Source organism: Acuticoccus mangrovi, from assembly GCF_016411865.1.
In the GTDB taxonomy this organism is placed as follows: domain Bacteria; phylum Pseudomonadota; class Alphaproteobacteria; order Rhizobiales; family Amorphaceae; genus Acuticoccus; species Acuticoccus mangrovi.
The window spans coordinates 287,726-305,781 of record NZ_JAEKJA010000007.1 but is presented as its reverse complement, the minus strand read 5'-3'; the positions used below and the strand labels follow the sequence as shown (position 1 = coordinate 305,781).

The 18,056-nt window shown below is 67.5% G+C and carries 13 protein-coding genes; 8 read left to right on the top strand and 5 right to left on the bottom strand.

Annotation, left to right across the window (positions count from 1 at the left end):
• Positions 1-28 precede the first annotated feature (28 nt).
• Together JCR33_RS10620 and infC are read left to right on the top strand one after the other, a co-directional pair.
• The gene (locus tag JCR33_RS10620; protein ID WP_198882022.1) at positions 29-1,210 is read left to right on the top strand and encodes a glycosyltransferase family 4 protein; all 1,182 of its coding nucleotides are present in this window, start codon (positions 29-31) and stop codon (positions 1,208-1,210) included.
• 100 nt (positions 1,211-1,310) lie between these two features.
• Positions 1,311-1,856, top strand: coding sequence for a translation initiation factor IF-3 (gene infC, locus JCR33_RS10615; protein WP_332461167.1), 546 nt, complete (start codon positions 1,311-1,313; stop codon positions 1,854-1,856).
• Between the two features lie 233 nt (positions 1,857-2,089).
• On the opposite strand, the gene JCR33_RS10610 is transcribed toward infC, so the two are convergent.
• Positions 2,090-2,377: a DUF6460 domain-containing protein gene (locus tag JCR33_RS10610; protein ID WP_198882021.1), complete on the bottom strand. Its 288-nt coding sequence runs from the start codon at positions 2,375-2,377 to the stop codon at positions 2,090-2,092.
• A gap of 94 nt (positions 2,378-2,471) precedes the next feature.
• Here JCR33_RS10610 and JCR33_RS10605 point away from each other — a divergent pair, with 94 nt between their 5' ends.
• Complete coding sequence (locus JCR33_RS10605; RefSeq protein ID WP_211110203.1) at positions 2,472-4,424, top strand: acetoacetate--CoA ligase; 1,953 nt, start codon at positions 2,472-2,474, stop codon at positions 4,422-4,424.
• Positions 4,425-4,458: 34 nt separating this feature from the next.
• Here JCR33_RS10605 and JCR33_RS10600 read toward each other — a convergent pair whose 3' ends face one another.
• From JCR33_RS10600 to JCR33_RS10590, 3 genes are read right to left on the bottom strand one after another with little or no spacing between them, the layout of a single operon-like run.
• Positions 4,459-5,583 (bottom strand): ABC transporter permease, encoded by a 1,125-nt coding sequence (locus JCR33_RS10600; protein ID WP_198882019.1) that lies wholly within the window; start codon positions 5,581-5,583, stop codon positions 4,459-4,461.
• Entirely contained in the window at positions 5,583-8,357 is a 2,775-nt protein-coding gene (gene rbbA, locus JCR33_RS10595; RefSeq protein WP_198882018.1) for a ribosome-associated ATPase/putative transporter RbbA, read from the bottom strand. Before rbbA ends, JCR33_RS10600 begins: the two co-directional genes overlap by 1 nt.
• Positions 8,358-9,425, bottom strand: a complete 1,068-nt coding sequence (locus JCR33_RS10590; RefSeq protein WP_198882017.1) for an HlyD family secretion protein — start codon at positions 9,423-9,425, stop codon at positions 8,358-8,360.
• Between the two features lie 336 nt (positions 9,426-9,761).
• Between JCR33_RS10590 and JCR33_RS10585 the strand changes: the two genes are divergently transcribed.
• From JCR33_RS10585 to JCR33_RS10565, 5 genes are all read left to right on the top strand, one after another.
• On the top strand, positions 9,762-10,829 hold the full coding sequence (locus tag JCR33_RS10585; protein WP_198882016.1) for a glycosyl hydrolase family 8: 1,068 nt from the start codon (positions 9,762-9,764) through the stop codon (positions 10,827-10,829).
• Between the two features lie 13 nt (positions 10,830-10,842).
• Positions 10,843-12,120: an ABC transporter substrate-binding protein gene (locus JCR33_RS10580; protein WP_232372485.1), complete on the top strand. Its 1,278-nt coding sequence runs from the start codon at positions 10,843-10,845 to the stop codon at positions 12,118-12,120.
• Between the two features lie 454 nt (positions 12,121-12,574).
• The gene (locus tag JCR33_RS10575) at positions 12,575-14,983 is read left to right on the top strand and encodes a bifunctional diguanylate cyclase/phosphodiesterase (protein WP_198882015.1); all 2,409 of its coding nucleotides are present in this window, start codon (positions 12,575-12,577) and stop codon (positions 14,981-14,983) included.
• A 154-nt stretch (positions 14,984-15,137) separates the two neighbouring features.
• Positions 15,138-16,187, top strand: a complete 1,050-nt coding sequence (locus JCR33_RS10570; RefSeq protein ID WP_198882014.1) for a patatin-like phospholipase family protein — start codon at positions 15,138-15,140, stop codon at positions 16,185-16,187.
• A 4-nt stretch (positions 16,188-16,191) separates the two neighbouring features.
• Positions 16,192-17,637 (top strand): GntP family permease, encoded by a 1,446-nt coding sequence (locus tag JCR33_RS10565; protein WP_198882013.1) that lies wholly within the window; start codon positions 16,192-16,194, stop codon positions 17,635-17,637.
• Positions 17,638-17,670: 33 nt separating this feature from the next.
• Here JCR33_RS10565 and JCR33_RS10560 read toward each other — a convergent pair whose 3' ends face one another.
• A complete protein-coding gene (locus JCR33_RS10560) occupies positions 17,671-17,919 on the bottom strand; it encodes a WGR domain-containing protein (protein WP_198882012.1) in 249 nt (82 codons plus the stop codon).
• Between the last annotated feature and the right edge of the window lie 137 nt (positions 17,920-18,056).

Sequence of the window (18,056 nt, the reverse complement as noted above, 5' to 3'; positions counted from 1 at the left end):
CGCCCTGCGACGAGGGGACGAAAACGGCATGAGTGCGCGGCCGATGACCATCCTGCAAGTGGTGCCGGAGCTCGGCACCGGCGGGGCGGAACGGACCACCATCGACATCGCCGCCGCGCTGGTGGCGCAGGGCGACCGCGCGCTCGTGGTGTCGGAGGGCGGCCGCATGCTCGACGAGCTCCTCGCCACCGGCGCCGAGCACATCATGATGCCGGTCGCCACCAAGAGCCTCCTGCCGATGCGCGCCAACGCCTCCCGCCTCGCCGACCTCATGGAGCAGGAGGGCGTCGACATCATCCACGCCCGCTCGCGCGCTCCCGCCTGGTCCTCGCTGTGGGCGGCGTCGTGGACCTACCGCCCCTTCGTCACCACCTATCACGGCGCCTACAACGAGCGCACGATCCTGAAGAATCGCTACAACTCGGTGATGGCGCGGGGCGACATCGTGATCGCCAACTCCGGCTTCACCGCCAAGCTGGTGGCCAAGCGGCACCCCTTCGCGGCCTCGCGCCTCGTCACCATCCATCGCGGCATCGACCTCACCGCCTTCGAGGCCGACGCCGGCGCGCGCGGCATGGAGCTGCGCCGGCGCTGGCATGTCGACCCGCGCGTTCCCGTGCTCATCAACGTCGCCCGGCTGACGCCGTGGAAGGGGCAGGAAGTGCTTCTCGACGCGGTCGCCCTCCTCGCCCACAAGCACACCGGCCCGTGGGTCTGCGTCCTCGCCGGCGACGAGCAGGGCCGCACCGACTACCGCGACAAGCTGATCAACAAGGCGCGGGCGCTCGACATCGAGAAGCGGGTGCGCCTCGTCGGCCACGTCGACGACGTGCCGGGGGCGATGGCGGCGGCGACCATCGCCGTGCAACCCTCGATCGAGCCCGAAGCCTTCGGCCGCGCCGCCGTGGAAGCGCAGGCCGCGCGACTTCCCGTCGTCGTCACCGACCTCGGCGCGGTGCGCGAGACGGTGCTCGCCCCGCCCGAGGTGGGCCGCGACAAGCGTACCGGCTGGAGGGTGCCCCCGCGCGACGCGCACGCCCTCGCCGACGCCCTCTTCGAGGCGCTGATGGCGAGCCACGACACGCGCGACGCCATCGGCCGGCGCGGCCGCGCCCACGCCCTCGCCAATTTTTCGCTGGACGCCATGAAGCGAAAAACACTCGGCGTCTACCATTCCCTTTTGGAAGACGGCGTTTCCGCGCTATATTAGGGGATGAGCGACACTATCGCCGAACCGGACGACGCGTTGTTGCGTTGTTCGGGCGCGGTGAGACGCGTCGTATCGCCCAACGATTTGTGGAGAACTTGCCATTCGCCGACCCCATCGCGCCCCTGCTCCCGTTCTGAAGCAAGGCCCCCGGACGAACCGGGATATTCGCGTTCCGCGCGTGCAGCTTGTCGACGCCGACGGTTCCAACCGTGGCATCGTGTCGATCGACGAAGCGATGCAGCTCGCGGAGGACGCCGGGCTCGACCTCGTTGAGGTCGCCCCCAACGCCGACCCGCCGGTGTGCAAGATCCTGGACTACGGCCGCTTCAAATTCCAGACGCAGAAGAAAGCCGCCGAGGCGCGCAAAAAGCAAAAGACCTTCGAGGTCAAAGAGATCAAGATGCGTCCCAACATCGACACGCACGATTATGACGTGAAGATGAAGGCCATTCGCAAATTCTTCGAAGGCGGCGACAAGGTCAAAGTCACGCTACGCTTCCGCGGGCGCGAGATGGCGCACCAGAATCTCGGCATGGAGCTGCTGAACAAGGTGCGCACCGACACCCAGGAGATCGCCAAGGTGGAGGCCGAGCCGAAGCTCGAAGGCCGCCAGATGGTGATGGTGCTCGCTCCCACCGCCCGCTGAGGCCCACCGGCCGCTCACCCCGCCGTCGCCCTCGCGCTCACCGGACCACGATGGCGCGCCCGGCGGGGGATGACGCGACCGGCCGGAACGGACGGCGCCTCGGGAGAGCGCGGGCAACACCGAGCCCTTCCGGCGCAGCGCCGATCGGGCGGCAGTCCCAACGAAGCGGCAGTCCCAATGAAAAAGCGGTCCGTGAGGGCCGCTTTTTTTGGTTCGGCGAGGAAGGCCGCGGCTCAGCGCGACATCAGCCGCAGCACGCGCAGCACCAGCCACACCGGCACGACCACCACGGCGCCGAGAATGAGGATGCGCACCGCCTCCTCCACGGTGTCGAAGCCGAGGCTCGAGAAGTAGCGCAAACGGTCCTCCACCCAGCGCACGATGTCCGCCGGGTTGATGTCGAGCACCGTGAGCACCACCCCCACGACGAACGACAGGACGATCAGCCGGAGCAGCACGCCGAGCGGCGATCCGCCTAGGACACGCTCGACCACGCTGCCCCGATGATTGAATTCGCTCATTCCTTCCTCCGTTAAGCGAGATATAGGAACAGAAAACCCGTGATCCATGGCCATCCCCCATGGCAAAACGATCGTGACCGTTGAGGAGGACCCCATGTCGAACGAACCGCTCTGGCGCCCGAAGCATGTCGAGGATACCGCGATCGCCCGTCTCGCGACCCTCTGCAGCGGCCGTGCCGGGCGCCCCCTGCCCGACTTCGACGCCCTCCACGCCTGGTCCATCGAGGATCCTGGCGCCTTCTGGGACGCGGTGTGGGACGACGCCGGCCTCGTCGGCGAGAAGGGCGCAACCCTGCTCGTCGACGGCGACAAGATGCCGGGCGGCCGGTTCTTTCCCGACGGGATGATCAACTACGCCGAAAACTGCCTCGGCGGCCCGGCCGACGCCGAGGCGATCGTCTTCCGTGGCGAGGACAAGGTGGAGCGCCGCCTCACGCGGGGCGAGCTGCGCGCCGAGGTCGCCCGCGTCGCCGCCTTCTTGTCCGAGGCGGGCGTGAAGCGGGGCGACCGCGTCGCGGCGATGCTGCCCAACCTGCCCGAGACGATCGTCACCTGCATGGCGACGGCCTCGCTGGGGGCGGTCTTCTCCTCGTGCTCGCCCGACTTCGGCGAGCGCGGCGTGCTCGACCGCTTCGGTCAGATCGAGCCCACCGTATTCGTCGCCTGCGACGGCTACTGGTACAACGGCAAGCCTATCGACGTGTCGCAGAAGGTCGCCGCGGTCGCGAGCGTGCTCGCCCCGAAGGCGCTGCTCGTCGTCCCCTACCTCGACCCGCTGCGCGCGTCCGAGCTCGCCGCCAACGTCGCCGACGCCACCACCTACGACCGCGTGGTGGGAGAGCGCACCGAGACCGAGCCGAGCTTCACCCGCGTGCCGTTCAACGAGCCGGGCTTCGTGCTGTTCTCCTCCGGCACCACGGGCGTGCCGAAGTGCATCGTCCACACCGCCGGCGGCGTCCTCATCCAGCACGTCAAGGAGCACCTCTACCACTCCGAGATCCGGCCCGGCGATCGCGTGTTCTACTTCACCACCTGCGGCTGGATGATGTGGAACTGGCTCGTCACCGCGCTCGCGAGCGAGGCGACGCTCATCCTCTACGACGGCTCCCCTTTCGCCCCCAGCCATCGCGTCCTGTGGGACTATGCCGAGGCCGAGAGCGTCACCCTCTTCGGCACCAGCGCCAAATATATCGACGCCCTCAAGAAGGAGGGCGCGCGACCGGCGCAGACCCACGACCTCTCCGCGCTGCGCACCATCTGCTCGACGGGCTCGCCGCTCGCCTCCGAGAGCTTCCGCTGGGTCTACGACGCCATCAAGAGCGACGTGCACCTCGCCTCGATCTCCGGCGGGACCGACATCGTGAGCTGCTTCGTCCTCGGCGTGCCGACGAAGCCCGTCTGGGCCGGCGAGATCCAGGGCCCCGGCCTCGGCCTCGCGGTGGACGTCGCCGCCGACGACGGCAGCCACCTCCCCGCCGGCAAGGGCGAGCTCGTCTGCCGCCGCCCCTTCCCCTCGATGCCGGCGATGTTCTGGAACGATCCGCAAGGCACCAAATATCACGCCGCCTATTTCGAGCGGTTCGACAATGTCTGGTGCCACGGCGACTTCGCCGAGTGGACCGAGCACGGCGGCATCATCATCCACGGCCGCTCCGACGCGGTGTTGAACCCCGGCGGCGTGCGCATCGGTACGGCCGAGATCTATGCCCAGGTGGAGCAGATCCCGGAGGTCCTGGAATCCATCGCCATCGGCCAGAACCACGACGACGACGTCCGCGTCGTCCTCTTCGTGCGCCTCGCCGAGGGCGCCACCCTCGACGAGACCCTCGTCAAGCGCATCAAGACGCAGGTGCGCACCGGCGCCTCGCCGCGCCACGTGCCGGCCGTCGTCGTCGCCGTGGCCGACATCCCCCGCACCAAGTCCGGCAAGATCACCGAGCTCGCGGTGCGCGACGTGGTGCACGGCCGCGAGGTGAAGAACAAGGAGGCTCTCGCCAACCCCGAGGCGCTCGATTTCTACAAGGACCTGCCGGAGCTTCGCGCTTAGCCGCGGCGCCGGCGCTGTCGACCTGCGCCGCGGCTCAGGCCATCGCGCTGATCGTGGAGCGGAACCGCACGAGGGCGAGGGCGAAGAGCACCCCGCCGATGGCGATGAGGGCGAGGAACTGCGGCCACACCACCGAGAGGCCCGCGCCGCGATAGAGGATCGCCTGGGCGAGCGACACGAAGTGGGTCGTCGGCGCCGCGAGCATGATGGTCTGGATGAACTCCGGCATGCTCTCGCGCGGCGTGTTGCCGCCCGAGAGCATCTGCAGCGGCAGCAGCGTGAGGATGAGGAGCAGGCCGAACCGCGGCATCGAGCGGGCGACGGTGGCGAGGAAGATCCCCATCGAGGTGGTCGCGAAGAGGTGGAGGGCCGCGCCGGCGAGGAAGAGCGGGATCGACCCTTCGATCGGCACCGCCAGGAGCCCCTGCACCATCACGAGCAGCGCGAAGGCGGTGGCGACGAGCACGACGAGCCCCATCGACCAGACCTTCGAGATCATGATCTCGAAGGGCGTCAGCGGCATCACCAGCAGATGCTCGACGGTGCCGTGCTCGCGCTCGCGGATCAGCGCCGCGCCGGTGAGGATGATCGACAGCATCGTGACGTTGTCGATGATCTCCATGATCCCGCCGAACCAGGACTTGTCGAGCGTCGGGTTGAAACGCGATCGCAAGGTGAGGTCCACCGAGAGGTCGTCCACCGAGCGATGACCCTCGACGAAGTCGGTGACGATGCCGGAGACGATCGACTGGACGTAGCCCGCGCCGGTGAAGCCCTGCGAGATGCGCGTGGCGTCGACGTTGAGCTGCACCGCGGGAGCGTTGCCGGCGAGCACGTCGCGCTCGAAATCGGGCGGGATCGACAGGGCGAAGGTGTCGATCCCCTCGTCCATCCGGCGATCCATCTCGGCTTCGCCGATGAGCGACGGCTCGGTGAAATAGGGCAGGTAGAAAGCGTCGGTGATGCGGGCCGAGAGCTGGGAGCGATCGTAGTCGATGATGGCGATCGGCGCCCGGTTGAGCGTCTCCGGCATCGCCGTCGCCCCGGAGTAGATCGCGAGGGTGAAGGCGTAGACCACGAGGATCAGCATCGTCGGATCGCGCGACAGGCTGCGCAGCTCCTTGACGCCGAGATGACCGATGTTGGCGAGGGTGCGCATCAGCGATCCTGCTTGGCGAGCGCCAGCACCGCGGCGCCGAGGATGACCGGGATCGCCACGAGGAGCGGCAGGAACGAGGGCCAGAGATCGGCGAGACCGAGCCCTTTCGAGAAGGCGCCGCGCGAGATCGTCAGAAAGTAGCTCGTCGGGTAGATCTCGCCGATGACGCGGCCGATGCCCTCCAGCGAGGACACCGGATCGATCATGCCGGAAAAGCTGACGGCCGGCAGCATCGAGAGGATCGAGGTGCCGAAGAGGGCCGCGATCTGGCTCTTCATGAAGGTGGAGATCAGGAGCCCGATGGCCGTCGAGGAGGTGACGTAGATGATCGCCGCGAGGGTGATCGTGAGGACGCTGCCGCTGAACGGCACGCCCAGCACGAAGACGGCGAGGACGAGCAGCGTCAGGAAGCTCAGCGTCGACAGGACGACGTAGGGGATCTGCTTGCCGACGAGGAACTCCAGCCGCGTCGTCGGCGTCACGTAGAAGTTGACGATCGAGCCGAGCTCCTTCTCGCGCACCACGCTGAGCGCGGCGAGCATCGAGGGAATGAGCATCAGAAGCACCGGGATGACGGCGGGCACGATGGCGATGATGCTCTTGACGTCGGGGTTGTAGAGATAGCGCGTCTCGATGGTGACGAGGCCCGACAGCGCGTCGGCGTTGCCCGCCTCACGCGCCTTGGCCTCCAGCCAGTGAGCGTGCATGCCCTGGACGTAGCCGGAGATCGTCTCGGCGCGCGTCGGCATCGCACCGTCGATCCAGGCGGCGACGGAGATGTCACTGCCGCGGGCGACGTCGCGGGCGAAGCCCGGCGGGATCTCGATGGCGAGGCTGATGTCGCCATCGCGCATCCGCTGGTCGAGTTCGGCGTAGCTCGTCAGCGGCGGCTTCTCCAGAAAGTAGCGCGAGCCGGAGATGGCGTAGGAATAGTCCCGGCTCGTGGTCGTCTGGTCGCGGTCGAGCACGGCGAAGGTGAGGCCCTCCACGTCGAGGCTGATGCCGTAGCCCATCACGAGCATCAGGATCACGCTGCCGAGCAGGGCGAGCGTCAGGCGGATCGGGTCGCGCCGCAGCTCCAGCGCCTCGCGGTTGGAATAGCTGAGCATGCGGCGCGGGTCGAAGTAGCGGCGAAGCTGCGTCTGCGCCACGCCCTCGGTGGCGGACGTCTCGACGGCTGCCGGCGTCGGAGTCGCGACGGCGGGCGCCTGTGGCGCGGTGGACGCCTCGTCGAGCCAGGCGATGAACGCATCCTCCAGCCGCTCGACGCCGCGCTCTGTGACGAGCGCCGCCGGCTCTCCGGTCACAAGCACCTTGCCGTTGTGCATCAACGAGATGCGATCGCACCGCTCCGCCTCGTTCATGAAGTGGGTGGAGATGAAGATGGTCACCCGGTCGCGCCGCGACAGCTCGGCGAGGATGCGCCAGAACGCGTCGCGTGCGACGGGATCGACCCCCGACGTCGGCTCGTCGAGAATGAGGAGCTCCGGCGCGTGGATCATCGCGACGGCGAGCGACAGACGCTGGCGGTGGCCGAGCGGCAGCGCCTCCGGCAGGCTGCCCGTCACGTCGGCGAGATCGAAGCGCTCGATCATCTCCGCGATCCGCCCCTCCCGCTCCTCAAGGGGCAGGTGGAAGAGGCGCGCGTGGAGTTCGAGGTTCTGCCGAACCGTCAGCTCGCCGTAGAGCGAGAAGGCCTGGCTCATGTAGCCGACGCGCCGGCGGGTGCGAAGATCGTCGGGGTCGATCTCCTGACCGAAGAGCAGCGCCCGACCCTCGCTCACCGACAACAGGCCGGTGAGCATCTTCATCGTCGTCGTCTTGCCGCAGCCGTTCGAGCCCAGAAAGCCGAAGATCTCGCCGCGCCGGATACGGAAGGAGACGTGGTCGACGGCGGTGAAGTCGCCGAAGCGCTTCGTCAGCCCCTCCGCCTCGATGGCGATGTCGCCGTCGGCCCCGTCGGGCTGCGGCGGGATCGTCACGCCCTCGTAGCCGAGCCGCTGCTCCTGCGGCAGGAGCTCCACGAACGCGGCTTCGAGCGAGGTGGTGCCGGTGCGCTCCAGCAGCGCGGCGGGCGTGCCCTCGGCGAGGATCCTGCCCGCGTCCATCGCGACGAGATGGTCGAAGCGGGCGGCCTCCTCCATGTAGGCGGTCGCGACGATCACGCTCATTGCCGGCCGGCTCGCTCGGATACGGTCGATCAGCTCCCAGAACTGCCGTCGCGACAGGGGATCGACGCCGGTCGTCGGCTCGTCGAGAATAAGAAGGTCGGGATCGTGCACGAGGGCGCAGCAGAGGCCGAGCTTCTGCTTCATCCCGCCCGAAAGTTTGCCGGCCGGCCGGTCGACGAACGGCGCGAGCCCGGTGCTCGTGGTGAGGTCGGCGATGCGGCGCCGGCGTTCGGCCCGGTCGTGGCCGAAGAGGCGGGCGAAGAAGTCGATATTCTCGGCGACCGACAGGGTGGCGTAGAGGTTCTTGCCGAGCCCCTGCGGCATGTAGGCGATGCGCGGGCAGGCCGTCTGGCGGTGGGCGGCGTCGCGCATGTCCCCGCCGAGCACCTCCACGCTGCCGGTCTGCACCTTGCGCGCCCCGGCGACGAGCGAGAAGAGGCTCGACTTGCCGACCCCGTCGGGGCCGATGAAGCCCACCATGCGCCGCGCCTCGATGTCGAGCGTCACGTCGGCGAGCGCCTCGGCGCGCCGATAGTGCAGGCCGACATTGCGCAGGCGCGCGACCACCGGAACGCCCGCCTCCTGCGCCGCCGCTTCGCTCATTCAGGGAAGCCTCGGCTGCAGCTCTTCCGGCCAGGCGACCCGTGGATCGACGCGGACCGTCGCCGTCCCCGGCAGGCCGGTCTTCACGTAGCGCACATATTCCTTCAGCACCGCCGGATCGATGCGCGCCTTGACGCGGAACATCAGCTTCTCGCGCTCCTCCCGCGTCTCGACCGTCTTGGGCGTGAACTGGGCGACGCTCGCGACGAACGACACGCTCGCCGGAATGACGTACTGCGGCGCGGCGTCGAGGACGATGCGGGCCTCGGTGCCGACCGCGATCCGCCCGGCATCGGCGGTGGGCAGGAAGAAGGTCATGTAGACGTCGCCGACGTCGACGAGGTTGAGGATCGTCGCGCCACCCGAGACCACCTCGCCGGGCCGGGCGACGAGATATTGGATGCGGCCGGGGCGGGGCGACTTCAGGACGGCATCGTCGAGGTCGGCCTGGATGCTCTCGATGGTCGCCTCGACGGCGTTGATCTTCGCCTTCGCGAGGACGACGCCGGACTTCGCCAGCCCGATCGCGGCGTCCGCCGCGGCGAGCGAAGCCTCGGCGGCGGCGACGGCGGCCTCGGCCCCCTGATGCGCCGCACGCGCCTCGTCGAGCTCGGAGACGGCGATCGCGTTGCGCGTCACGAGATGATCGGCGCGCTCGAACGTCTTCTGGGCGATCTCGAGCTCGGCCTGGCGCTGCTTGACGACGGCTTCGGCGGCGCGCTTCTCGGCCTCCGCCTGCGTCACCTCGTCGCCGGCCGTCTTCACCCCGATCTTGGCCTGCTCGAGGTTCGCCTGCGCCTCCCGCAGCTGGGCTTCGAGGACGGCGGTGTCCATCCGCACCAGCACGGCGCCGGCCTCCACGAAGTCCCCCTCGTCGACGAGGATCTCCTTCACACGCCCGCTGGACTTGGCCGCGATGTCGATCTCGACGGCCTCGATCCGCCCGTTCGAGGCCGCAAACCCTTCGGGAAGCGCGCTGGGACGAACTTCCAGCCACATCGCGTAGGCCGCGACGCCGACGAGGGCGACGACGCCGAGCGGCAGGATGAACTTGCGGAGCGACGTCATGGGCGCGGCCAGCCTCTCGATCGATACCGATGGTGTCGGCGTGCGCGATAGCCCTTCACCAAATCGCGCTCCTTAGCAACACCCCTCCCCCACCGCGCCGGCCGCCTCGGCCAGTCGATTTACATGTCCGAACATATGACAGGTTTCGGACCCTCGCACGACGAATTAGTACCGCCTTTCGACGAATGTCGGACTCACGACAGATTGCTTTAACCTAGATTTGAATACATTATTCCCCAAACTGTGACCTTTGGTTGTCAAACCTTACGGTGAGGGCTTATGCTGCAAAACAAAGGAATAAATCGCTCAAGCATTTCCTTAATTTGCGCGACATTCATGATTGTCGTCATGAATGTGTCGGCCTTAGCCGAAGATAGTGCGGACTCTTTCAAGCCTTATCTTGGAGAATTGGACCCGCAAACGCAGTACTGGTTCTCCAGCGCGTTCACGATTTACAAAAAGACCTTCATCAAACCGAGCGGTCGAGTCTTCGATCCGCAGAATGGCGGCATTACCCATTCGGAAAGCCAAGGTTATGGAATGATGCTCGCCCTGCTTGGAAACGATCAGGCAGCGTTCGATCTGATTTGGAATTTTACTAAATCCGAAATGCAGCGCGCGGATGGGCTCATTTCATGGAAGTTCGTGCCCGGGCGGGGCATCACCGACCGGAACAATGCAACGGACGGAGAACTCTTCATCGGCATGGCTTTGGCACTTGCAACGGTGAAATGGGGAAACCAGTCCTATCTCTTGGAGGCCCGGCGAATCGCCAACGCTGTGGGTAAGAAGCTCATCCTCAACTATGGCGGATACACGCTCTTGCTTCCGGGCGAGTGGGCGCGCCCCAGTCGCAACAGTCCCTACGCCATCGTCAACATGAGCTACTTCATCCCGCTCGCGCTGCAGATCTACGAAGGACTGGCGCCCGACTATCCGTGGGACGAGGTCTATCGGGACAGCTTCCGCATTCTCGACGACATGATCCATCCCCCGTCGGACTGGACCGCCATCAACGAATACGGCGAACCCGAGCCGGCGCGCGGTTTCCCGCGGAAGTTCAGCTACGACGCGGTGCGCATTCCGATGTATCTGCTCCAGGCGGGCCTCATGCACAAGAAGACGGCTCAGGTCCTGAACGAGATCTGGGGCAATCCGATCAATGGGCCGACGTTCAGCTTCAACGTGATGACCATGGGAAAGACCGATCGGTTCTGGGGAAATTCCTATGAATTAATGCACGACATCCTCGGTTGCATGAGTTCGAATAAGACAGCCTCATTCAAATCCCTCGAGATGAAGATGAAAAACTATTTTGACACAAGTCTTCATCTCATGATGATTGCGGCTCTCTACGCGAACTACCCGCGCTGCTTCCCCCAACCCGCCTGCACCCACTGCTGAGAAGGCATCTGTCATGCCCAACACGACACGACTCTTCCGCATGCTCGGCCTGTCGATCGCCGGCGGTCTTCTCGCCTCAGGATGGGGCGGCGACGCCCGCGCCGCGACGGTGACGCTCGCCTGCGGCGCCGTCGGCATCGAGTATGAGGACTGCCGCGCCGCCGCCGAGGAGTGGGGCGCCCAGACCGGCAACACGGTCCTCACCTTTCCGATGCCCAATAACTCGGCAAAGCGCCTCGACCTCTATCGCGCCGTCATGGCGGAGGGTACCGGCAAGATCGACGTGTTCCTGATCGACGTGGTGTGGCCCGCCGTCGTCGGCGACGACCTGATCGACCTGCGCCCCTATCTCGGCGAGGCGGCCAAGGATCACGTCCAGGAAATCATCGAAAACAACACCGTGGACGGCGAGCTCAAGGCGATCCCGATGTTCATGGACGCGGGCTATCTCCTCTACCGGCGTGACCTCCTCGACAAGTACGGGCGGGAGGTTCCGAAGACCTGGGACGAGCTCGCCGACACCGCGCGGCTGATCCAGGAGGGCGAGCGCGGCGAGGGCAACACCGAGCTCTGGGGTCTCGTCTTCCAGGGGCGCGACTACGAGGGCCTCACCTGCAACGCGCTCGAGTGGATCTACAGCCACGGCGGCGGCCGGATCGTCGAGCCCGACGGCACGGTGACGATCAACAATCCGCGAGCCGTCGCGGCGCTCGACAAGGTCGCTGGCTGGATGGGCGACATCGTCTCTCCGGACGTTCTCGACTACGACGAGGAGGAGACCCGCTACGCCTTCCAGGCCGGCAACGCCGTCTTCATGCGCAACTGGCCCTACGTGTGGACGCTGCTCAATTCGCCGCTCAGCGCCGTGTCCGGCGACGTCGGCATCGCCCCTCTCCCGGGCGGGAGCGAGGGCCATGCGGCCGGCACGCTCGGCGGCTGGCAGCTCGGCGTGTCGAAAGCCTCCGCCAACCCGAAGGAAGCGGCCGATCTCATCGGCTTCCTCACCTCCCGAAAGCTGCAGAAGGAGCGCGCCATCGAAGCCTCCTACGGTCCGAGCCGGCCCGATCTCTACCGCGATCCCGAACTGCAGGCGGCGGTGGACTTTCTCCCCGACGTCGCCGACCTCGACTTCGTCTATCGCCCGTCGACGACGACCGGCACGGCCTACAACGCCGTCTCGCAGGTGTTCAGCGCCGAAGTCCACGCTCTCTTGTCCGGCCGTACCGACGCCGCGACGGCCGCGCAGACCATCGAGGGCGCGCTGGAGGAGCTGAAGGCCGGCGCCTGGTAGCCGTCGGCCTCCCGGCGAATGGCGAGGCCGCACGACCTCGCCGGGCGGCCCCCTCGGCTCGCCGCGCCCGCGCACATCCCGCCCGACGACGGCGGCGGGCGGGCCGATGCGGCATCCCGAGCCGCCGTCGACACTCCGCTTCCCCACCCCAGATGCACGGACACAACGCCGCCGCATCGGCGCTGCGGCGCTGCGGCGCTGCGGCGCTGCGGCGCTGCGGCGCCGAGCCCTCACCGGCAAACGCGTCGGACGGCGGGCTCATCACGCCATTGTGCACCGCCTGATTGCGCGTCACATGTCTGGTCATTCGGCGGGATCAGGTCATATGGAGCAGTCGGAACCCTGTTCGATGCATCATTCAGGACGACGACCGATCACTTGTCTTTCTGCAAAGTGTTGCACCGCGGGATCAAGGCCTATTAGATCAGACTGACTGCCTGGTTTGGAGTGGCACATGCTGCGCCTCGCTTCCTGCGTTGCCTTTGGGCATAATCTCGCTCTCGTCGGCCTCGCGGTCGTGCTCTGCCTCGTCGGCAGCGCCATCACGGCCCGCCTCCTGCGTCGAGTCATCGCAAGTTACGGGCACGCGCGCCTCGCCTGGATCGCGCTCGGTGCCATCGCCGCCGGTTGCACCATCTGGTGCACGCACTTCATCGCCATGCTCGGCTACGTGCCGGGCGTCGTCGTCACCTACGATCCCACCATCACGCTGGTCTCGCTGCTTCTCGCGATCGTCGGTTGCTTCGCCGCGTTCGGCATGGCGAGCGAGAAGCTGCGCTATGCCGCCCCCCTCGGCGGCGCAGCCTTCGGCGTCGCCATCGCCGCCATGCACTATTGCGGCATGATGGCGCTGGCGGTGAACGGCACGGTGGAGTGGAGCCCCGTCCTCGTCGTCGTCTCGATCGTCCTGTCGGTCCTCTTCGGCGTCGCGGCCTTCAGCCAGATCGCTCGATCGACGCCGCGCAGGGCCGTGCTGGTCGGCGCGGGCCTCCTGTCGCTGACCATCGTCGCGCTCCACTTCACGGGCATGGCGGCGCTCTCGATCTATCCGAACGCGCCGGCCGCAGGCGACATCGTCGACGACGTCGCCCGCGGGCTCATCGCCTTTGCGGTGACCGGCATCGGCCTCCTCCTCCTCTTCACCGGCGCCATCAGCTACTTCCTCGACGCCCAGGCGCAGGAGAAGTCGTCCTCCCAGCTCCGCCACCTGACCCAGAGCGCCGTCGACGGGATGGCGGTGGTGCAGGACGAGAGGATCGTGGAGGCGAACGCCGCGCTGGAGCGGATGACCGGCATGTCCCGGGCGGAGCTGCTGGGCCGCTCGATGGGCGAGTTCCTGCTCCTTCCGAGCGCCCTGCCCCAGGCGACCCTCCTCTCATCGAGCCTGACGCGGGCTGCGGGCGAAAGCATTCCGGTCGAGTTCGCCGTGCACACCGAGGCCGGCACCACCGACGGCCGGCCGCTCACCGTCTTCTCGCTGCGCGACATGAGCCAACGCCTCGCCCAGGAGAAGCGGATCGTCTTCCTCGCCGAGTATGACAGCCTCACCGGCCTGCGGAACCGCGCCTCCTTCCTGGAGCAGTGCACGGCGGTGCTGCACTGGAACGCGTCGCCCGCCCACTTCGCGGTGCTCGCCATCGATCTCAACCGCTTCAAGGAGGTCAACGACACCTACGGCCACGCCGCGGGCGATCGCGTCCTGCGCACCGCCGGAATGCGGCTGAAGGATGCGCTCGACCGCAATCAGATGGCCGCCCGGCTCGGCGGCGACGAGTTCGCCGTGTTCGCCAAGGTCCACTCGAAGGAGGAGGCCATCGCCCTCGCCGAGCGGATCGACGCCACCTTCTCCAAGCCGGTGGAGTTCGAAGGCGCGCTGCTCCAATGCCACGCGAGCATCGGCATGGCGCTTTATCCCAACGACGGGGACGAGGTGACCGTGCTGATCAACAACGCCGACCTCGCGATGTATCGCGCCAAGGCCTCCGGCGGCGACCACATCTGCCTCTACGACAAGGCCATGGACGACACCGCGCGAATGCAGCGCCGCCTCGTCGACGACATGCGCCAGGCGATCGCCCGCAACGAGCTGGAGCTGCACTATCAGGTGCAGATCCGCCTGCCCGCGGAGGAGGCGGTCAGCTACGAGGCGCTGGTGCGCTGGCGGCATCCGGAGCGCGGTCTGGTGCCGCCGAACGACTTCATCCCCCTCGCCGAGCAGTCGGGGCTGATCGTGAAGCTCGGCGAGTGGGTGCTGCGAACCGCCTGCGCGGAGGCGGCGGCGTGGCCGAGTCAGCTGCCGGTCTCCGTCAACCTCTCGCCGCTCCAGCTCGTCGCCCCGAACTTCGTCGCCAAGCTGAAGAGCATTCTGGAGATCACCGGGATGGATCCGAAGCGGCTGGAGCTCGAGGTGACGGAGAGCTGCTTCATCGCCGACGGCGCCAAGGCGGGCGCGGTGCTCCACGCCGTCAAGCAGCTCGGCGTGTCGATCTCCATGGACGATTTCGGCGCCGGCTATTCTTCGCTCGCCATGCTGAACTCGTTCCCGTTCGACAAGATCAAGCTCGATCGCTCCCTCATCGAAGACCTCAATTCGTCCGAGAAATCGAAGGGCATCGTCCGGGCGATCTTGTCGCTGGGAACCGCGCTCGACGTTCCCGTCATCGCCGAAGGCGTCGAGACCATCGAGCAGTTGAACTACCTCTGCGCGGAAGGCTGCGTCCTGATCCAGGGATATTATTACGGGCGGCCCGAACGCCATCTCGCGACCCGGGGCCTTCTCACCGACGACGAGACGGCGCAGCCGGAAGGCGAGGTGACGCCCCCCAACCTCACCGTGCTGAACGCCGGCCACAGAACGCGCTGACGGCGCCTCCCGGCGGCACGGTACCCTCCGGCGCCGAGCCGGCACCGGTGTTGCAAGTGCCACCACGGCAGCGATACGTCGCCACGCGAGGCGCCGGACCCGATCGGGGCACATCGCTTCTGTTCGGCGACGGGCCGACGTGGAGGTGCGCAGGATGCCGCAGGACGGTGCGACGACCGCGGTCGAGCGGGCCCCGCTCCTGATCGACCTCGCCCTACAGGGCGGAGGCTCGCATGGGGCCTTCGCCTGGGGCGCCCTCGACCGGCTGCTCGACTATCCCTGGCTTGAGGTCGAGGCGATCTCCGGCACCTCGGCGGGAGCCATGAACGCCGCCGTCTTCGCTTACGGCATGCAGGTCGGCGGCCGCGAGGGCGCGCGCACCCACCTCCATCGCTTCTGGCGTGCCGTATCGCGGGCGGCGATGGCGAGCCCGTTCCAGCGCACCCCGGTCGACCGGATGATGGGCAACTGGACGCTCGACAACTCGCCCATGTACATCTTCGCCGACATGATGGCGCGCTTCGTCTCGCCCTATGCGCTGAGCGGTCTCTACACCTGGAACCCGCTGCGCGACATCCTCGACGACGTGATCGATTTCAAGGCGCTCGCCGAGGGGCCGATCAAGCTGTTCATCACCGCCACCAACGTGCGCACGGGGCGCGGACGGGTGTTCCGCCGTCACGAGATCACCGCCGACGTGCTCCTCGCATCAGCCTGCCTGCCGACGATGTACGAGCCCGTCTGGATCGACGGCGAGGCTTACTGGGACGGCGGCTACGCCGGCAATCCCACGATCACTCCGCTGGTGCGCGAGTGCACCTCGCGCGACACCTTCCTCGTTCAGATCAACCCGGTGACGCGCCCCGACGTGCCGCGGCATGCCCGCGACATCCTCAACCGGGTGAACGAAGTGTCGTTCAACGCGACCCTCCTCAAGGAATTGAAGATGATCGCGCTGATGCGACAGGTCGTCGACCCCGGCAGCGTCGAGGGCCGCCAGTGGGCCGAAATGCGCCTCCACCGCATCACGAGCGAGAAGATGGTGGAGCTTAGCGCCTCCTCCAAGCTCAACGCGGAATGGCCGTTCCTGAAGATGCTGCGCGACGAGGGCCGCCGCGCAGCGATGGACTTCGCCACGACCAGCGGCGCGGACGTCGGCGTGCGCTCGTCATTCCAGTTCGAAGACCTCCTCGAAGGAATGTGACGCGATGGGCCTCCTCGGCATTCTGATCGGCCTCGCAATCCTGATGAGCCTCGCCTTTCGCGGCTGGACCATCCTTCTCCTCGCCCCCTTCGCGGCGCTCGTGGCGGCGGCCTTTTCCGGCGCGCCACTGCTCGCCCACTGGACGCAGACCTTCATGGGGGCGGCGGCGGGTTTCATCGCCCAGTTCTTCCCCCTCTTCTTGCTCGGCGCCCTGTTCGGCAAGCTGATGGAAGATTCGCGGTCCGTGGACGCCATCGCCGACGTCATGACCCGCACGCTCGGTCCGAAGCGGGCGATCCTCGCGGTGGTCCTCGCCGGCGCCCTCGTCACCTACGGCGGCGTGAGCCTCTTCGTCGCCTTCTTCGTGATCGCGCCGATGGGTCAGGCCCTCTTCCGTGCCGGCGCAGTGCCCAAACGACTGCTGCCTGCCGCGCTCGCCCTCGGCACCTCGACCTTCACCATGTCGGCCCTGCCCGGCACGCCGGCGATCCAGAATGCGATCCCGATGCCCTTCTTCGGCACCACGGCCTTCGCCGCGCCGGGGCTCGGCATCATCGCCTCGGCGGTGATGCTGGGGTTCGGCCTCTGGTGGCTCAACCTGCGCCGGCGGCGCGCCGCCGCGGCGGGCGAAGGCTACGGCGAGACCGCGGCAACGGCGCTGGCGGACGACCTCACCGTGCGCGAGCTCGCCACCACGGCGCGAGAATTCGATCCGAACGAGATCGGCGCGGGCACCCGCAGCCTCCAGCGACCCAGCGCGACCCTCGCGATCCTGCCGCTCGCGGTCGTCGTCGTCGTCAACCTTCTGATGGCCCAGCTCATCCTGCCGAGCCTCGACTTCGGCTTCCTCGCCGAGCCGGGCTGGAGCGAGACGAGCCTCGGCGCCGTCGGCGGGGTATGGGCGGTGGCGGTGGCGCTCCTATCGGGCATTCTCGCGCTCCTCGCCACCTCCTTCCGCCGCCTGCCGCAGCTGCGCGCCTCCGTCGATGCCGGTGCCAACGCCTCGGTGCTGCCGATCCTCAGCGTCGCGAGCCTCGTCGGCTTCGGTGCGGTGGTGGCCGCGCTCCCCGCCTTCGAAGCGGTGAAGGAATGGGTGCTCGGGATCGAGGGTGGCCCGCTGGTATCCCTCGCTGTCGCCACCAACATCCTCGCCGCCCTCACCGGCTCGGCGTCGGGCGGCATGACGATCGCCCTCGACGCGCTCGGCTCCACCTTCATGGAGATCGCCGCGACAACGGGCCTCGACCCGGAGGTGCTGCACCGGGTCACCGTCATCTCCTCCGGCACCCTCGACAGCCTCCCCCACAACGGCGCCGTCGTGACGATGCTCGCCGTCTGCGGCTCCAGCCACAAGGAGAGCTACTTCGACGTGGTGATGGCGGCGGTGGTGAGCGCACTCCTCGCCCTCGTCGCGGTCATCCTCCTCGCGAGCGCCTTCGGCTCCTTTTGAGGCGGTGGCGGCTCTGGCGGCGGGAGGCGGCGCCTATCCGCGGTATCCGCGGCGCTTCTTCTGCTGCGCCAGCGCGTGGAGAGCGTCGCAGGCGGGCCCGGCGGCGCGGTAGTGGTCGTGCCGCCGCCGCCCCGCCCGGCCGATGCGGCCCCACTCGCGCACGAGAACCCACTCGCCGAACAGCGTCGGCTGCACCGAGAGCGCGTAGAAGCGGTACTTGTTCTTTCCGGGCTCGATGCAGCGCAGGTGAAGCTCCATCGGAAAGAGGTCGAGCTGCATCATGCCGACGCCGCGCGCGCAAGCACTGCGCCCCTCGTCGAGACAAATCGTTCGTGCGCCTCAACCTGCGTCGAGACGGGGAGCAGACCGATCACCATGTCCGTAAATCCGGCAAGTCGCAGCAACTGTCCGGAATAGAA

Excerpts from the sequence above, each read along its gene's own strand:
- JCR33_RS10620 (WP_198882022.1), top strand. The coding sequence starts at position 29 with ATGAGTGCGCGGCCGATGACCATCCTGCAAGTGGTGCCGGAGCTCGGC.
- JCR33_RS10610 (WP_198882021.1), bottom strand. The coding sequence starts at position 2,377 with ATGAGCGAATTCAATCATCGGGGCAGCGTGGTCGAGCGTGTCCTAGGC.
- JCR33_RS10605 (WP_211110203.1), top strand. The coding sequence starts at position 2,472 with ATGTCGAACGAACCGCTCTGGCGCCCGAAGCATGTCGAGGATACCGCG.
- JCR33_RS10600 (WP_198882019.1), bottom strand. The coding sequence starts at position 5,583 with ATGCGCACCCTCGCCAACATCGGTCATCTCGGCGTCAAGGAGCTGCGC.
- rbbA (WP_198882018.1), bottom strand. The coding sequence starts at position 8,357 with ATGAGCGAAGCGGCGGCGCAGGAGGCGGGCGTTCCGGTGGTCGCGCGC.
- JCR33_RS10590 (WP_198882017.1), bottom strand. The coding sequence starts at position 9,425 with ATGACGTCGCTCCGCAAGTTCATCCTGCCGCTCGGCGTCGTCGCCCTC.
- JCR33_RS10585 (WP_198882016.1), top strand. The coding sequence starts at position 9,762 with ATGATTGTCGTCATGAATGTGTCGGCCTTAGCCGAAGATAGTGCGGAC.
- JCR33_RS10580 (WP_232372485.1), top strand. The coding sequence starts at position 10,843 with ATGCCCAACACGACACGACTCTTCCGCATGCTCGGCCTGTCGATCGCC.
- JCR33_RS10575 (WP_198882015.1), top strand. The coding sequence starts at position 12,575 with ATGCTGCGCCTCGCTTCCTGCGTTGCCTTTGGGCATAATCTCGCTCTC.
- JCR33_RS10570 (WP_198882014.1), top strand. The coding sequence starts at position 15,138 with ATGCCGCAGGACGGTGCGACGACCGCGGTCGAGCGGGCCCCGCTCCTG.
- JCR33_RS10565 (WP_198882013.1), top strand. The coding sequence starts at position 16,192 with ATGGGCCTCCTCGGCATTCTGATCGGCCTCGCAATCCTGATGAGCCTC.
- JCR33_RS10560 (WP_198882012.1), bottom strand. The coding sequence starts at position 17,919 with ATGATGCAGCTCGACCTCTTTCCGATGGAGCTTCACCTGCGCTGCATC.